This window comes from Nocardia sp. CA-084685, from assembly GCF_050955785.1.
Lineage (GTDB): Bacteria > Actinomycetota > Actinomycetes > Mycobacteriales > Mycobacteriaceae > Nocardia.
Genome location: NZ_CP192094.1, coordinates 3,199,503 through 3,215,278, shown reverse-complemented (window position 1 = coordinate 3,215,278; position 15,776 = coordinate 3,199,503). Strand labels below are relative to the sequence as shown.

Sequence of the window (15,776 nt, the reverse complement as noted above, 5' to 3'; positions counted from 1 at the left end):
AATTCGCCTGGGAACGTTCCAAGTGTGCGGTCGTGGTGCTGCACTGGATGTGCGCCCGCAGCGATAACTCTTCCCTTCCAGGAGTTTTCAGGGCTGGGCGCACCCTAGCCGACGTACCGAGGGGTCACGATGTCGAACCCAAAACTGCCGCACCGGACGCCGCCCGTCGCCCCGCCTGCAGAACTCGCAATCGATCTACCTGTTGATGTTGTCGAGCGGTACCTGAATGCCCTATGCGAGTGGCAACCCGACCAAGCCCGCACTGAACAACCCGATCAAGGGGCCTGAACCGATGGACCACATAGCTTTTGGCGATACCCCGTTGTCTCGTTGTCACTTCTACCGGCGGGTGTGCGATCTGCCCGCGACCGTCGACCCGCCGCACCTCGGGCGGATCATCATGAAGGCCGAGCACGTTTGGGCGCTCATCCTGCCTACCCAGCTCGGCCAAGCGGTGAAAAGCTGCATGCAGCAACGCGCTTCGGATATCGGGCCGATCCTGTCGCATCCACGCTCGAACCGGTGGACGCTGCTCGTTCGACCGGACATCCCAGACGACGTGCGCCTGTTCGCCGAGATGTTCCGCCTGAACGTGTCGGTGGTGCGAACCGGTGGCACCGTCGCGCTGCCGTCACCGACCGACAAGGGCGCGCAGTTCCGGCGCTGGATCGAACCACCCCGATGCACATTCCGGCCGTCCGGGCTTGTCGTGGTCGACGCGATCCGCGCATGCTCAGCGCCGTATCGACCCGCGCGGCGCGGAGCCGACCACGGCCGCAACGCCATCGAAGTGATCTTCGATGAATGAGGCCGCGCCGCAACCGAACACAGAGATCGCGCCATCGGTGGCGGCGCTGCTCGAGGTCTTTCACGAGCAGACGTCCGAGAAATTGGCGATCGCTCCGGTCGACAGTGTCGCGCTGTGTCACTTGACCACCGGAATAGTCGAGGTAGACGAGGACGGTTGGTGCACCGACTACGACGACCTGGACGAGCAGGATGGGATCGATGGTCTTCCGATCGGTGTCGAAGGACGCGAAACACCATGAGCGCGAACATCTCCCCCAACCCGGGCGAGCCCGACGTGCACCTGAGCGTATTCCTGCACGGAGCACGATTCGACTTCGCCGCCTGCCTGACCGCCGCCCTGGTCTTCGTGCGCGAATACCGGGCACGCCACTACGCCGATGCGGTGACTATGGACCTCGGCGACACCAGCGGCTATCCACGACTGCCGTGCGAGAGGCTCTATCTCGAGCCTGGAGGTGAGACACCGATCCGTTGACGGCTCCGACTTGTGGACAGGCCAGGTCGAAACCGCACGAAAACGGACCGCGGATTCATTGCCGAGGCGCCTCCTCGGAGAGTTACTTGATATAGCGGGCTCGCGACAAGATCCGTTGCAGCACAACTATTTCTCATCCTGCCGCCGTTAGGAAGGCGTACGATGGCACCCCAAATCATTTCACTCACCCCCTCCTCCGGCCCCGAAGCGGGTCTCAACTCCGTGGTGATCGCCGGCTCCGGATTCGCCAACGTCGGTCCATTGACCGTGGTTTTCGGCACGACGGCAACGACCTTCACCATCGACTCCAATACCCAGATCACGGCCATCGTCCCGCCGGGAACCGGCACCGTGAACGTCACCGTCGCCGCACTGCTCGACGGCACGAGCAACCCAATGCCCTACACCTATGACACTCCTGCCCAGGGCCTCATCTATGTCAGCGATGGCATAGACACGGTGTATTCGATTCCGGCCGCCGGCGGCACGGCAACCCCCGTCGTGACCGGCCTGAGTCAACCCATGGGTATCGCCCGCGTCGAAAACACCCTCTACATCGCGGAATACGCGGCCAACCGGGTGGTATCGGTGCCGACGACCGGTGGCGCGGTCACCCCGCTGGTGCCGCCGAACGGTGGCCAGGAAAGCCGCCTGGCCGCGAGCGGTCTGTCGGGCCCGACCGATGTCAAGGTTTCCGGCAGAAGGCTCTACATCGCCGACAGCGGTAACCTGAGGGTGGTGTCCGCGCCGATCAGTGGCGGGAACCCCACCTTGGTCGCCGGTGGTCTCAGAGGCGCATTCGGCGTCGCCGTTTGAGCTCAACAGGACAGCTGATTATCCGCCCGTTGTCCCCGGCCAAAGCTTGGTCGGCCGGGGACAATCGCCTGTACGGCGACGTAACCCCCGCACCTTTCCCATCCACAACACACAATCGGCCACGAAATCCGAGGTCCATGTCTTGTCTCGAAGTGGCGGGGCATCCATCGACCGGAGTCGAATGGCGGTACGGCCCAAGAGTATCCGGAACCGCCATTCGACTCGGCTCGACGCCCGAATGTGCATTCCGAACGACCGGAGCTCGCGCTCGAAATCAGCCGATCCAGTCGGCGAGCAGCTGATCGCTTCTGCCGGTGCGGATTTCGGATTCGAGCCAGGTGTTGACCACGGTGTTGAAGAGGGTGTCGCCCTTGGGCAGGAGGTAGGCCTTGGGAGCGGAGTCGAAAGGGGTGTCGGGATGGAGGACCTGGAGGGTCGGGTGGGTGCGTTGGCGGTAGCGGCCCTCGACCGAGTCGGTGACGAAGACGTCGGCGTTGTGCTGTTCGAGCTGGTCGTAAATGGTGAGGTTATCGGGCCAGATGGTCAGTTGGGCCGCGGGGAAGTTGGTGCGGGCGAAGGCCTCGTTGGTGCCGCCCCGGTTGACGATTACGCGGACCTCGGGACGGTTGATCTGGTCGACGGTGGCGTAGTCGGCGGCGTCGGAGCGGCGGACGATGGGGGTCTTGCCGTCGATGGAGGTTGGGATGGAGAAGTCGGCGACGATGCGGCGGGCCGGGGTGTCGGAGATACCGCCGACGGCGATATCGCAGCGGGCGAGGAAGTCGTCGGTCAGGGTGGACCAGGTGGTCGGAATCCATTGCGGGACAACATGCAAGGTCGCGGCAAGGTCGGTCGCGAGGGTGATGTCGACGCCCCAGTAGGTGCCGTCGTCTTCGCGCAGGGTATAGGGCGGGTAGTCGCCGGTGGTGCAGACGCGCAGTACGCCGGACTGCTGCACGGTGATCAGGTGCGACGGCTCCTGCGCGGTCGCGACGGGCCCGGTGGCGAGCAGCCAGCTCAGGGTCGAGAGGACGGCTATCGGCAGATATCGGAGCGGTCGGCGCATCGAGACAGGCTAACCGACCTGATAGTCGACTGAGAACCCGGCGAATGGGACACTTCCCAGCCGGTGCCGACCGTTGATACTGATGTTGGCCACCCACGAAGGAGTTCGACATGAGCCTTATCGGAACCTTGCTCGGGTTAGCCCTGACGGTATTCATCCTGCTGCTACTCGCCCGGCTGGTACTCGATTGGGTAGGGGTGCTCGCCGATGGCAGGCACCCTGAGTGGGTGAATCGCGCCCGCGACCTGAGCCACAGCGCGACCGAACCGGTGATCGCCCCGGTGCGCCGGTACCTGCACCCGGTCCGGCTGGGCGGACTGTCGATCGACCTGGCGTTCACCGTGGTGTTCATCGTCGCCCTGGTCCTGCGTCAGATCTTCTTCAGCCTGTAAGCGATGGAACCCATCGCCTACGGCCCACACCGCGACCAGGTGGCCGACCTGTACCTGCCCGCCGCGGACGGTCCGGCACCGCTCGTGGTGGTGCCGCACGGCGGATTCTGGCGCGCGGAGTTCGACCGCACACATGCCCGGCCGGAAGCGCAGGCGCTGGCCGCACTGGGCCACGCGGTCGCGAATCTCGAATATCGTCGGGTCGGTGACGGCGGCGGATGGCTGCAGCGCTGCCACGAGAGCTCCTCCGGCTCGTGATCGAAAGCGATGCGGTTGCGGGTGGAGGCCGGGGCATAGAGCCCGCGCCACCGCACGAATTGTGCCCTCGATTCGGGTCGCCGTCGATCACCTAGACGGCTATCGCACCCGCCCCTAGACGGCGGCGAATCCGTTGCCCGATCGCGCATGTTCCGCGTCGTGCGAGTGACCCGAACCCCACCGGGAACGGCGGTGTCTCCCAACATCATCGGTCACCGGATGCGCTGTATGATCGGGCCTCATGGGTTGGGAAGCCGGGCCCGGTTCAGCAGACGGCTCGGGCAGCGACCTGACCGGACGCTGGACTGCCGCGCTGACAGGTGGGGCGCGTGATCAAGTGGTACCGATGAGTGCTGGTGAGGCGCGCGCGCTGCTGACGCGGCTGGCTATGGAATTCGAAAACGCAATGCAGCCAACAGAATCTGCCGGTCGAGTGGCGGAGTTGGGTGCGGAGTTGGCGCGGTCGCATTGCGTCGGCGACGAGGTGCTCGGGGGCAGCATCGCGGCGCTCACCGCGCATTTCACCGAAACGGGCACCATCACGGCGGAGCGGCTCGCCGATTTGCTCGCCGCCTTCACGAATGGGTATATCCGCGCATTCCGGGCATGGCTGCTCGCCGAACAGGAAAGCGTCCGCGCCGCCGAAATCGCCGCCCGGCGCGCGGTCGCCGAACAGTTGCGTGCGAGTGAGGCGCGGCTGCGATATCGCGCCCACCACGATCACCTCACTGGCCTGCCGAATCGGACGAAATTCATCGACGCACTCGCCGCCGCCTTCGCCGATCCGAGTGCCGACTTCGGCCTCTGCTATCTCGACCTCGACCATTTCAAACTCGTCAACGATACCTTCGGACACGCATTCGGCGACCAACTGCTCATCCAGGTCGCCGACCGCCTCCGTGCGTGCACCCGATCCGGTCAATTGGTGGCGCGTATGGGCGGCGACGAATTCGTCACCCTGGTCCCGCAATCCGGCGAAACCGTCACCACCCTCGCGAAGCAAATGCTCGAGGCCGTGGCTGAACCGTTCGATATCGACGGTCACCACCTCACCGTCACCGCGAGCATCGGAGTCATGGCGGGACGCACCGAGCACACCACCGCCGACGAACTCCTGCAGGCCGTCGATACCACCATGTACTGGGCCAAGGCCGCCGGTCGCGGTCGCTACGCGGTCTTCGATGCCGATCGTGGCCGCCGCGAACACACCCGCGCCGAACTCTCGGCCGCCATGCCCGCCGCCCTGCTCCGCGACGAACTATTTCTGGACTACCAGCCCATCGTCGCCCTGCCCGACCAGCGGATGATCGCGGTGGAGGCCCTGGTGCGCTGGCGGCATCCGGAACTCGGCGTACTGGCGCCGGCGCAATTCGTGGACCTCGCCGAGGACAACGGCCATATCGGCGCATTGGGCGCGCGGGTGCTCGAGCGCGCGTGTCGCGACAGTCGGGATTGGCATGACCGCTTTCCCGGCCGGACGCCAATCGTGAGCGTCAATGTTTCCGCCGCCGAGGTCGCCGATCCGACGTGGCTGGACCGGGTACAGGATGTCATCGGCGAGACCGGCATCCCGCCGGATCAGCTACAACTCGAACTGACCGAGCGGGCATTCATGCACACCACCGGTCGCCCACTGCAGGCATTGCGCACGTTGTCCGAGGCCGGTGTGCGCATCGCCATAGACGATTTCGGTACCGGCTACTCCAATCTCGCCTACCTGGGCCAACTGCCGCTCGATGTCGTCAAACTCGCAGGACCGTTCATCCGCTGTATCCGCACCCCGGAATCGCCCGGTGCCACCGATCTGCTGGTGCTCGAATCCATTATCGAACTCATCCATGCCCTCGGTTTCACCCTCACCGCGGAGTGCGTCGAGACGCGATATCAGGCTGAGCGGCTGGAATCGCTCGGCTGCGACAGCGCACAGGGCTGGCTTTTCCACCGTCCCATGCCGGTGGAGGAGATCACCGAACTACTGTCCCGCTGACGATCTCAGATTCGTTGCGCCGCCTGCGCATTGACCAACGCGAGCAAGAATTCCGTTGGCACATCGGGCCATTCGGGGCGCCAACGACCAGCGAGCTGGTCTTCGTATACGGCAGCGAGTGTGGCGACCACGTGTGGTCCCCCGTCCAGCAGATAGCGGACCGATCCGAGTTCGGCACACTGGGCGGTAACCGTTGCCAACAGGGTCTTTGCCGCATCGATGCGGCCTGCGGCGGCGAGGCAGGCGATCAGCATTCGGCGCGCCTTCAGCAATTCCCTCGGCCGCTCGACTGTTTCGAGCAGATCCACCCATTCCCGCGCCCATGCGCAGGCGAGTTCGGTCTTTTCCGGCGTTTCCGCGGCGAGCAGCAGCCGGATCGCGGTGAATTCCTCGTATAGTACGGTGAATTCGTCGATCGGATCGACCGGCTCGCGGCGATCTCCGTATTCGACCACGGGTAGCGGACCGAATTCCGGATGCGGCGGCAATCCGAGTCGCAGCCGCTCGTTCTCCACCTCGGCGCCCAGTCGCGGTAACGACATCGAACGGGCCACCCGCGCACCTTCGTTCAATCTGCGAATCGCGGCCGCGCGATCCCCGCGCAATGCTTTGATGCGGGCCCCGACGACATAGCGCGCCAATTTGAAATCGACGACACCGGCCTCGGGCCCCAACTTGTAGCCGTCATCGAGCAGCCGCTCGGCTTCCGCGACTTGCCCACGCTCATAAAGCAATTCGCCCAGCAGGGATCCGGCCAACCGCGCGCCGTAGGAATGGCTGCCGCCGGATTGCTTGGCCACCTTCATCGCCTTGCGGAAGTACCGCTCCGCACTGGCGATATCGAGTTGCAGGCTCGCGGCCAGCCCGAGAAAGCACAGGCCGTGAATGTTGTTGTAAAAGCCCTTGTTCTGGCGCATATACGGTGCCGACCAGTCCTGGATGCGCAGCGCCTCCTCGAAGTCGTAGCGATAGCCCGCGGCGAAGGTCGCGACATTCGCGCCGATCGCCACCACATACGGTGACAGTTCCTCGGCCCGGAAAAAGCAGGGCGCCAGCAGGTCGTCGACTCCGGCCAGCACATCCGCGCGCACCGCGACCACCGCGTGCAGCACACCGGCCTCGGCCCGCAGTCGCGCGGTGTCGGCTTCGTCGAGTTCACCGAGGTTCAGCGTCGATTCCGCAAGGCGCAGTGCGCGTTCGGCCGGTGCGGCCCGGTGCAGCAGAATATTCGCCCAGGCCAGATCCAATTGCAGCCGCGGATGCGTTTCGATGATGGTGGCGGGCAGCTTGTTGACCAGACCGATGAGACTGGCGAACTGCCCGTATTCGAGCAGCGACATCCCGTCCCGCTCGACTATCTCGATGGCCCGCTGCTCGTCCCCGGCCAGCAGGGCGTGATCGACAGCCTCGCTGACCTGTCGATGCTCGGCCAGCCACCTCGAAGCCGAACGATGCAGTTCGGTGATCCGTTCGGGCCGATCGCGTTCCAGCCGCTGCTGCAGGAAATCCTGGAACAGGTGGTGATAGCGGAACCAATTGCCGTCGTCGAGCTTGCGCAGGAACAGATCCTGGAGTTCGATCTGCTTCAGCATTGCCTGCCCGTCCGGTGCACCGGTGAGCGCCGAGGCGAGTTCACCACAGATCCGCTGCGTGATCGAGGTCGCCACCATGAAGTCGAGGATTCCGGGTTCGAGGGTGTCCAGAACGTTCTCCACCAGAAATTCGCTGATCGCGTGATGGCGGCCGGTCAGATGGCTGATCAACTCGCCGGGATTGTCACTGCCGCGCAGGGACAGTGCCGCCAGTTGCAGTGCGGCGACCCAGCCTTCGGTGGATTCGGTGAGATCCTCGACATCGGCGCGATCCAACTCGAGTCCGCCCAGCTCGACCAGGAAGGAATACGCCTCTGTGACATCGAAACGCAATGCGCGGGGGCCGATTTCGACAAGTTCGTCGCGGGCTCGCATCGAACTCATGGGCAGCCCTGTTTGATTACGACTGGTAACCACCAGATGCAATGTGGGACTACATCCTTCGAGCAGAAAGCGCAGTGCGTGAGTGGTGGCGGGGTCGGTGGCGCAGTGCCAGTCGTCGATGACGACGACGAGGTCCTCACCGCGCCGATCGATATCGTTGATCAGCGAGGTCAACACATAGCGTTCGGATTCATCGCCGTGCTCCTCGAGCAGTTCGCCGAGTTCGCGCGCCAGCGAGGGGCGCGCGAGGCGAATGGCTTCGATCAGATGCGAGAGAAACCAGACGACATTGTTGTCGTCGTGGTCGGCGGTCAGCCAGGCCACCGCAACACCCTCGGCGGTCAGCGCCTCGCACCATTGGGCGGCGAGAGTGGTTTTGCCGAATCCGGTGGGGCCGTGGATGACCGCGAGCCTGCGGTTGCGTCCGTCTCGCAGCAGTGCGAGCAGGCGCTGGCGATCGACCAGTGGGCGATTGGCCACCGGTGGCCGCAAGCGGGTGGCGGGCACGGGCGGGGTGATGGTCGATGACGTCGCCGAGGTGCGGCGGCGACCGGAGGTGGGCGTTGGTGACGGCCGATGTCCGACGGGTTCGGCGGCAGGCACCGGAACCGGCATGTCGTCGGGCGGCAGACCGTGCCGCTCCTGGATTTGGCGCAGTTGCTCACCGAATTCGCCTGCGCTGGAGGGCCGTTGCGCGCGTTCACGCGACATCGCGCCTTCGATCGCGGCGGTCACGTCCGGAGGCAGGCCCGCCTCCCCCAGATCCGGTATCGGCTGTTTGGTGATGCGCAGGAACTGGGCGACCAACTGCTCGCCATTGCGTCGTTCGAAGACCGCGTGACCGGTGCTGGCGCAGAACAGAGTCGAGGCCAGGCTATAAATATCGGAGGTCACGTCGGGAACATGCCCCTGCAGCACTTCGGGCGCGGTGAAAGCGGGTGAACCGGTAATCGTGCCCGCGGTGGTCTCGAAACCGCCGACCAACCGGGCGATGCCGAAATCGGCCAGCTGTGGTTCACCGTATTCGGTGAGCAAGATATTGCCGGGCTTCACATCACGGTGCAGCAGGCCGCGCCGGTGCGCGGTCTCCAGTGCGCCCGCGATTTTCACGCCGATATGCAGCGCATCCTGCCAGCCGATCGGCCCATGCTCCTGGATGCGGGTGTCCAGGGAGCCGTGCGGGTGGTACGGCATCACGATGTAGGGACGTCCGGTCGTGGTGGAGCCCACCTCGAAGACGCCGACGATATTGGGATGGCCCGACAGCTTACCCATGGCGAGTTGTTCGCGGACGAAGCGCTCGAGATTCTCCGATTCCAGATCGGCGGTGAGCACCTTGATCGCCACCATGCGCTCGAGCGCGGGCTGGGCACACCGATAGACAACACCGAATCCGCCACGTCCGATCTCGGCGGCATCGGTGAATCCGGCAGCGGTCAGCTCTGCCGCGAACCCTGAGGTGAGGTCGCGTTGCGTGGAAAGCGGATCGATATGCGACACGACGACCCCGATTACAACTACCAGCCAGCTACTTCGAGCATATTCCCGTTGCGACGATTCCGCCCGCGCTCGGTAGCATGCCGCCGCAATTCCTGCGGTGCGGGTGATCCTGGTGGCCTAATGTCCGGATCGCCGGAACTATTCGCGCCGCGCACTCCCGAGGCTACCGGTCGGCGAACTGTGTCACGATCCGTCCTCGGTGAGCCAGAATCCGGTTCGCTCGCGCCACAGGTCGAGCAGGGCACTGTCGCCGCTGATTTCGAGCCTGCCCAGGGCCGGGCGCTGGTAGACGAACCGAAGGAGATCGGCGGCACTACCGTGCACCACCACCGATGCCGGTTCGTCGGCGCGACGCCAGGTCGGCGCCGAGCCGGTCAGATCGACGAGCCAGTCGTGGTTCGGTGTGTGAAACGACAGCCGCCGCCCCGGCCCCAGCAAACCGGACCGACCGTCTTGCGGTTCATAGGCTTCCGGCGCGGCGGCGACCTCTAGCCACTCTTCGAAGCCGTCTGCCACGACATCTTCGGGCACGTCGAGCTCGGCCTCTGCCGCCGCCGCGGCATCCCAGCCGTGCACCACCGCCTCGTGCAGTGCGCGCCGCGCCCAGAAGACCGTCGTGCCACCGGGACCCGGCGTCCAGACCTTTGTCTCGGGCCCGGCCGTCGTCAGGGTTTCGGCCAGCCGGGCGGCGCCTTCGGTGAGCCACGGCACGACCGCGCTCGGATAGTCGGACAGATCGCTGAACTGTGCGTCCGAGACCGGTTCCGCGGCGCGGGTGCGCACGATCGTCTCCATCCAGCGGTGGTACCCGCCGATGTGCCGCAGCAGCTGTCCGAGGTTCCATCCCGGACAGTCCGGCACCGGAAGCGTCGGATCGAAATCCTCGGCGAGCGATGCGAGTGTGCCGGTCTGCCTCGGGATTTCGGCACAGAGTTGGTCGAAAGGCAGCAATGCCTACCCTTCGGCGATGGCGGCGAGTCGGTCCACGGACGCTTGCAGCTTGTCCGGCGTGGTGGCGCGGGCGCGTGGGAGCCGGTTCTCGTCGTTCAATCGGGACCAGTCGTAGGTATGCGTGACCCGAGTGTGTACCGCGTCCACCGGCTCGAGCTCCCAGCGCCACAGGTGACCCGGCGGTTCGCTCGCCGGTTCCGCTGGTAGCCAGGCGATCCGGCGGCCCTCTTCGAATTCCACGATGTGGTTCTCGCGGATGGGCCCCTTGGTGGTTGTCATGGCGAAGACCTCGCCGACCTTCCGTACGCGCTGCCCCGCCGGGGCTTCGGCCAGGTTGTCGTTGCCGTCCCATCGCGGCTGTTGCGCGGGATCGGCGATCAACTCGAAGATTTCCGCCGCCCCGGCCGCGATCTCGCGGCTGGCGGAGACAATGCGTGGCACCTCGCTGTCATAGGTCATGCCATGATCGAAGCATCCGAACCCGACTCCCGCCAGATCTTCGATCCGTGGGAGCGGATTCTCCGCTTCCGGCGGGTGCCCGATCGTCAGCAACGTGCGCTCGTGACGGTAGGACGCACCGCGCACGACGTCGATCGGGACACCGCTGGAGCCAGCTGCGGCAAATGCACCGCATTACTGCAGGGCGCGTCAGAAGACTTGCAGCGGAGGGGATTTCGGGAAAGTGACCGGCAGCGCGACCAGCGCGCGGTGGAACGGACCTGGTCGCCATTCCAGTTCTTCGACCGAGACGGCCAGCCGCATTTCCGGGATGGCGTCGAGTAGTTGATCGATCGCGTCCTGTGCGACCAGGGTCGCGATATTGCGGGCGGGGCAGGCATGCGGGCCGACGCTCCACGCCAGGTGCGAACTGTTGTCGGTGTACTCGCCGGTGGTGATCGCGGGATCGTTATTGCAGCCCGTCATGCTGATGACGACCGGCTGGTGCGCGGGCAACCATGAACCCTCGATCAGCACCGGCTGCTTCGGAAAGGTGATGCAGTAGTTCGATAGCGGCGGATCGGTGAACAGCACCTCGTCCAACGCATCGCGCGTGGACAGGGTGCCGCCCAGAATGCCGCCACCGAAGCGGGTGTCGGTCAACATCAGTCGCAGCGTATTGACAATCAGATTCTGTGTAGGTTCCATACCCGCGCCGTACAGGCTCAGGACCTGGTGAATCATCTCCGGATCGTCGAGCTTCGCCGGATGTGCGAGCAGCCCGGAGACGATATCTTCGCCCGGCTCGTCGCGCTTGAGACAGACCAGCTCGAACATGGCATCCATGACCATCTTGTTGCCCTCGACGGCGGCCTCCGCACCCTCCATCAGGGCGGCCATGCCGGTCGCGGCACGCTGGCCGATCTCCTGCGGGCAACCGAGCATCGCATTGATCATCGCGAAGGACAGCGGTAATGCGTACTGCCCGACCAGGTCCGCCGTACCGTCCTCACAGAAAGTGTTGATCAGCGGAATGGCGATCTTCTCCACGGTGGAATGCAAGGCGAACAGGTCGACGAGACCGACACCGGCCACGGTCGCCTCCCGGTAGCGGGTGTGCTCGAGGCCGCTGGAACGAATCGCCGCCGGACGCCATTCGAGCATCGGACGCACCGGGCAGTCCTCGGGAACACCCTTCTGCCAGTTTCGCGAATCGTGCGGAAAATGGTCGGGATCATTGAGGATCTGCAGTGCGGTGTAGTAGCCGATCACCAGGGTCGCCGGTACACCCGGCGCCAATTCCACCGGCACCAGCGAACCGTATTTCTTGCGCATCTCGCGGTACGCCTCGTGTGGGCTCGCGGCGAATTCCGGTGAGAACAAAGACATTCGGGGGCCATCGGTATCGATCGGCGATCCGTGCGCGACAGGGAACGGGCAAGTGGTGGTGGTTGCCGACTCTGGCGTGGTCAAGAGACGTGACTCCAGTCGTTGTGCAGAAGCGATGAGCATGGTGCGCGACCGCAGGCGCATCCGTGCGCCTGCGCAGAGCAGACTCAGCCTACGTCGGCGACTCGGTCGGCGCGTATCGAGCGCCACCACCCTTGGCCATACAACATGTGACGGGCATTACAGTGGATAGGGGCCGACACGAAGGACACCGATTGAGCACAGCAGCGCACGGCAATCCCTGGGTGGCCGTTCGACCAGAGGATGACCTCGCGCAATTGGCGCGACAGGTGTCCTGTGCGCATCGCTGCTTCATCGAAGGCGACGCGGGGCTGCCGAGTGATCCGGTGCGCCCGGTGGTGCTGGATTCGTGGCGACGCAGCCTCAGCAACGGCGTCGACCCGGACCGCTTCGGCGCCGGTGTCGACCTCGATGGCCTAGAGCTGCAACGGTATCGGGCCACGCATCCGACCGCGCTGATCCGACCGGTGGTGCGCAAACTACTGGTCGAAGACGCCGCCGATGCCGGACTGCTCGTCGCGATCAGCGATGCCGAGGGCCGATTGCTGTGGGTGGAGGGCGATTCGAAGGTCAAGGACCGGGCGCTGGCCATGAATTTCGTCGAGGGCGCGGACTGGAGCGAGGACCGGGTCGGCACCAATGCCCCCGGCACCGCGCTCGCCCTCGATCACCACGTGCAGATCTTCGGTGCCGAACACTTCAGCCGCGTGGTGCACGAATGGAGTTGTTCCGCTGCGCCCGTACATGATCCGCGCAGTGACCGGATCATCGGCGCCATCGATATCACCGGCGGACCGCGTGTCGCGGCACCGGAGGTGTTGTCGCTGATCCGCGCGACGGTCTCGGCCGCGGAAGCCGAACTGCGCCTGTTGATGCTCGACGCGCCGAAACCGCTCGCGTCGACGGCCTCACGCCTCGAGGTACTCGGCCCGGCTCGGCCGACCCTGATCCGCGATGGTGAGCGCATCCGCCTATCGCAGCGGCATGCCGAAATCCTTTTGCTGCTGGCCAACTTCCCGGAGGGACTGAGTGCCGACCATCTCGCCATGCTGCTCGACGAATCCGAGCTGGATCCGGTGACGGTGCGCGCGGAGATGTCGCGGGTGCGAAAGATGTTGGGCGCCAATGGTCTCGGTTCGCGTCCATATCGGCTGCTGATGGATCTCGATACCGATGTCGACGAGGTGCGGCGGGCCCTCGCGCGCGGCGATACGTCGGCGGCATTGCGCGCCTATCCCGGCCCGATCCTGCCGCGATCGCTCGCACCGGGCATCAACGAACTGCGCGTCGAATTGCGCGGACGCCTGCGCGCGGCCCTGCTGACGGCCGGTGACCGCCGCCTGCTCGCCCGCTGGACCGGTTCGGCCGAGGGTCGCGAGGACGTTGCCGCCTGGACCGCCTACCTCTCCTCCCTGGACCGACGATCGTCGCTGTATGCCCAGGTGAAGACCCAATTACGACTGCTCGACCGCAAATTGGGCATCTGACCAGTTTCTTGCAACTGTCGTGCAACATGGACGCTTCTAGTGTTCCGGATCACACCTGACATAGGAAGTCAGCAGATCGAGGAGCATTCGATGACCGTCTTCGCCCGCCCAGGCACACCCGGCGCCGCCATGTCGTTCCAGACGCGATACGACAACTGGATCGGCGGCGAATGGGTCGCGCCCGTCAAGGGGCAGTACTTCGAAAACCCAACGCCGGTAACGGGTCAGCCGTTCTGCGAGGTCGCGCGGGGCACCGCGGAGGATATCGAACTGGCCCTCGATGCCGCGCACGCCGCCGCACCCGCCTGGGGCAAGACCTCGGTCGCCGAGCGCGCGGTCATCCTCAACAAGATCGCCGACCGCATCGAGGAGAACCTGGACGCGATCGCCCTCGCGGAGGCCTGGGACAACGGCAAGCCGATCCGGGAAACCCTGGCCGCCGATATCCCGCTGGCCATCGACCACTTCCGCTACTTCGCCGGTGCCATTCGCGCACAAGAGGGTTCGCTATCGCAGATCGACGCCGACACCGTGGCCTATCACTTCCACGAGCCACTCGGTGTGGTCGGGCAGATCATTCCGTGGAACTTCCCGATTCTGATGGCCACCTGGAAACTCGCGCCCGCACTCGCCGCCGGTAACGCGGTCGTGCTCAAGCCCGCCGAGCAAACTCCCGCCTCGATCATGTTCCTGATCGGCCTGATCGGTGATCTGCTGCCACCCGGGGTGCTCAATATCGTCAACGGTTTCGGTGTCGAGGCGGGTAAGCCGCTGGCCTCCAGCCCGCGGATCAAGAAGATCGCCTTCACCGGTGAGACCACCACCGGTCGCCTGATAATGCAGTACGCATCGCAGAACCTGATCCCAGTCACGCTGGAACTCGGCGGTAAGAGCCCCAATATTTTCTTCAGCGACGTCCTCGCCGCCAATGACGACTTCCAGGACAAGGCGCTCGAGGGCTTCACTATGTTCGCGCTGAACCAGGGGGAGGTCTGCACCTGCCCCTCGCGCGCGCTCATCCAGGCCGATATCTACGACGAATTCCTCGCGGCCGCGGTGGTGCGCACCAAGGCTGTGCGCCAAGGCGATCCGCTCGATACCGAAACCATGATCGGCGCACAGGCCAGCAATGATCAGCTCGAAAAGATCCTGTCCTATCTCGAAATCGGCAAGGGTGAGGGCGCGACATTGCTGACCGGTGGCGAGCGCGCCGATCTCGGCGGCGATCTGTCCGGCGGATACTACGTCCAGCCAACGGTTTTCGCGGGCAGCAACTCGATGCGGATCTTCCAGGAGGAGATCTTCGGACCTGTTGTCTCGGTAACATCGTTCGCGGATTACGACGAGGCCATCAAGATCGCCAACGACACCCTCTACGGACTCGGCGCGGGCGTATGGTCGCGCGACGGTTCGGTGGCCTACCGCGCCGGACGCGATATCCAGGCCGGACGGGTGTGGACCAACACCTACCACCAGTATCCGGCGCATGCGGCATTCGGCGGCTACAAGCAGTCCGGTATCGGCCGCGAGAACCACCGCATGATGCTCGACCACTATCAGCAGACGAAGAACCTGCTGGTCGGCTATGCGTCGAAGGCGCAAGGCTTCTTCTGATGGCCGCAGTCCCCCGGCGCGTGCGCGCCACCGCGGCGGCGATGGATCTGCTCCGTCGCCTCCGCGGGCGGCACGGACCGCTCATGCTGCACCAGTCCGGTGGTTGCTGTGACGGATCGGCCCCGATGTGTTATCCCGCAGGTGAATTCATCATCGGCGATCACGATGTACTGCTCGGATTGCTCGATCTGCGGTTGCTGGTCGACGAGGTGCCAGCTTCCGCCCCGGAGCCGGACGACCTTGCGCCGGTGTGGATCTCGGGACCGCAGTTCGCCGCCTGGCAGCACACCCAGCTCGTCCTCGATGTCGTGCCGGGTCGCGGTTCCGGCTTCAGTCTGGAATCGCCGGAAGGTTTCCGATTCCTCAGTCGCGGACGGGTTTTCGATGACGATGAGCTCGTTGCGCTGGCCGCGATCGAACCCGTGACGGGAGCGGGCTGGGAGCGCGGGGAACGTCCTGCGGCGTCGAGCGAACCGCAGGTCGTCGCCGAGGCAGCCGATGCCTGCCCGGTCCCGGGAACGCGCCCCTCGGTTTGA

General features: G+C 65.0%; 15 protein-coding genes. 10 read left to right on the top strand and 5 right to left on the bottom strand.

Going from position 1 to position 15,776, the window contains the following annotated elements; all coding sequences use genetic code 11:
- Positions 1–226: 226 nt before the first annotated feature.
- The 4 genes from ACQP2U_RS14700 to ACQP2U_RS14685 all read left to right on the top strand — a co-directional run bounded on the left by ACQP2U_RS14700 (position 227) and on the right by ACQP2U_RS14685 (position 2,101).
- Positions 227–808, top strand: coding sequence for a DNA-directed RNA polymerase subunit beta (locus tag ACQP2U_RS14700; RefSeq protein ID WP_433715152.1), 582 nt, complete (start codon positions 227–229; stop codon positions 806–808).
- Entirely contained in the window at positions 801–1,049 is a 249-nt protein-coding gene (locus ACQP2U_RS14695; protein WP_433715151.1) for a hypothetical protein, read from the top strand. The genes ACQP2U_RS14700 and ACQP2U_RS14695 overlap by 8 nt, the downstream gene beginning before the upstream one ends.
- On the top strand, positions 1,046–1,285 hold the full coding sequence (locus tag ACQP2U_RS14690) for a hypothetical protein (protein WP_433715150.1): 240 nt from the start codon (positions 1,046–1,048) through the stop codon (positions 1,283–1,285). Before ACQP2U_RS14695 ends, ACQP2U_RS14690 begins: the two co-directional genes overlap by 4 nt.
- Before the next feature lie 162 nt (positions 1,286–1,447).
- Positions 1,448–2,101 carry an IPT/TIG domain-containing protein gene (locus ACQP2U_RS14685; RefSeq protein ID WP_433715149.1) on the top strand — a complete coding sequence of 218 codons (654 nt, stop codon included), beginning with the start codon at positions 1,448–1,450 and terminating at the stop codon, positions 2,099–2,101.
- A 274-nt stretch (positions 2,102–2,375) separates the two neighbouring features.
- Here ACQP2U_RS14685 and ACQP2U_RS14680 read toward each other — a convergent pair whose 3' ends face one another.
- On the bottom strand, positions 2,376–3,167 hold the full coding sequence (locus ACQP2U_RS14680) for a transporter substrate-binding domain-containing protein (protein WP_433715148.1): 792 nt from the start codon (positions 3,165–3,167) through the stop codon (positions 2,376–2,378).
- A gap of 110 nt (positions 3,168–3,277) precedes the next feature.
- Between ACQP2U_RS14680 and ACQP2U_RS14675 the strand changes: the two genes are divergently transcribed.
- The 3 genes from ACQP2U_RS14675 (at position 3,278) to ACQP2U_RS14665 (ending at position 5,804) form a co-directional block, all read left to right on the top strand.
- Positions 3,278–3,559 carry a YggT family protein gene (locus ACQP2U_RS14675; RefSeq protein ID WP_433715147.1) on the top strand — a complete coding sequence of 94 codons (282 nt, stop codon included), beginning with the start codon at positions 3,278–3,280 and terminating at the stop codon, positions 3,557–3,559.
- A 3-nt stretch (positions 3,560–3,562) separates the two neighbouring features.
- Complete coding sequence (locus tag ACQP2U_RS14670; RefSeq protein ID WP_433715146.1) at positions 3,563–3,817, top strand: hypothetical protein; 255 nt, start codon at positions 3,563–3,565, stop codon at positions 3,815–3,817.
- A gap of 241 nt (positions 3,818–4,058) precedes the next feature.
- The gene (locus tag ACQP2U_RS14665) at positions 4,059–5,804 is read left to right on the top strand and encodes a putative bifunctional diguanylate cyclase/phosphodiesterase (RefSeq protein ID WP_433715145.1); all 1,746 of its coding nucleotides are present in this window, start codon (positions 4,059–4,061) and stop codon (positions 5,802–5,804) included.
- A gap of 5 nt (positions 5,805–5,809) precedes the next feature.
- On the opposite strand, the gene ACQP2U_RS14660 is transcribed toward ACQP2U_RS14665, so the two are convergent.
- The 4 genes from ACQP2U_RS14660 to ACQP2U_RS14645 all read right to left on the bottom strand — a co-directional run bounded on the left by ACQP2U_RS14660 (position 5,810) and on the right by ACQP2U_RS14645 (position 12,058).
- Positions 5,810–9,280 carry a protein kinase domain-containing protein gene (locus ACQP2U_RS14660; protein WP_433715144.1) on the bottom strand — a complete coding sequence of 1,157 codons (3,471 nt, stop codon included), beginning with the start codon at positions 9,278–9,280 and terminating at the stop codon, positions 5,810–5,812.
- Positions 9,281–9,463: 183 nt separating this feature from the next.
- Positions 9,464–10,231, bottom strand: a complete 768-nt coding sequence (locus ACQP2U_RS14655; protein WP_433715143.1) for a maleylpyruvate isomerase family mycothiol-dependent enzyme — start codon at positions 10,229–10,231, stop codon at positions 9,464–9,466.
- A gap of 3 nt (positions 10,232–10,234) precedes the next feature.
- Positions 10,235–10,690: an SRPBCC family protein gene (locus tag ACQP2U_RS14650; protein WP_433715142.1), complete on the bottom strand. Its 456-nt coding sequence runs from the start codon at positions 10,688–10,690 to the stop codon at positions 10,235–10,237.
- 189 nt (positions 10,691–10,879) lie between these two features.
- Entirely contained in the window at positions 10,880–12,058 is a 1,179-nt protein-coding gene (locus ACQP2U_RS14645) for a cytochrome P450 (RefSeq protein WP_433715141.1), read from the bottom strand.
- A 275-nt stretch (positions 12,059–12,333) separates the two neighbouring features.
- On the opposite strand from ACQP2U_RS14645, the gene ACQP2U_RS14640 reads away from it, so the two are divergent.
- The 3 genes from ACQP2U_RS14640 to ACQP2U_RS14630 all read left to right on the top strand — a co-directional run bounded on the left by ACQP2U_RS14640 (position 12,334) and on the right by ACQP2U_RS14630 (position 15,776).
- Positions 12,334–13,626 (top strand): transcriptional regulator, encoded by a 1,293-nt coding sequence (locus ACQP2U_RS14640; protein WP_433715140.1) that lies wholly within the window; start codon positions 12,334–12,336, stop codon positions 13,624–13,626.
- A gap of 90 nt (positions 13,627–13,716) precedes the next feature.
- Positions 13,717–15,240 (top strand): aldehyde dehydrogenase, encoded by a 1,524-nt coding sequence (adh, locus tag ACQP2U_RS14635; RefSeq protein ID WP_433715139.1) that lies wholly within the window; start codon positions 13,717–13,719, stop codon positions 15,238–15,240.
- Positions 15,240–15,776 (top strand): DUF779 domain-containing protein, encoded by a 537-nt coding sequence (locus ACQP2U_RS14630; protein ID WP_433715138.1) that lies wholly within the window; start codon positions 15,240–15,242, stop codon positions 15,774–15,776. The genes adh and ACQP2U_RS14630 overlap by 1 nt, the downstream gene beginning before the upstream one ends.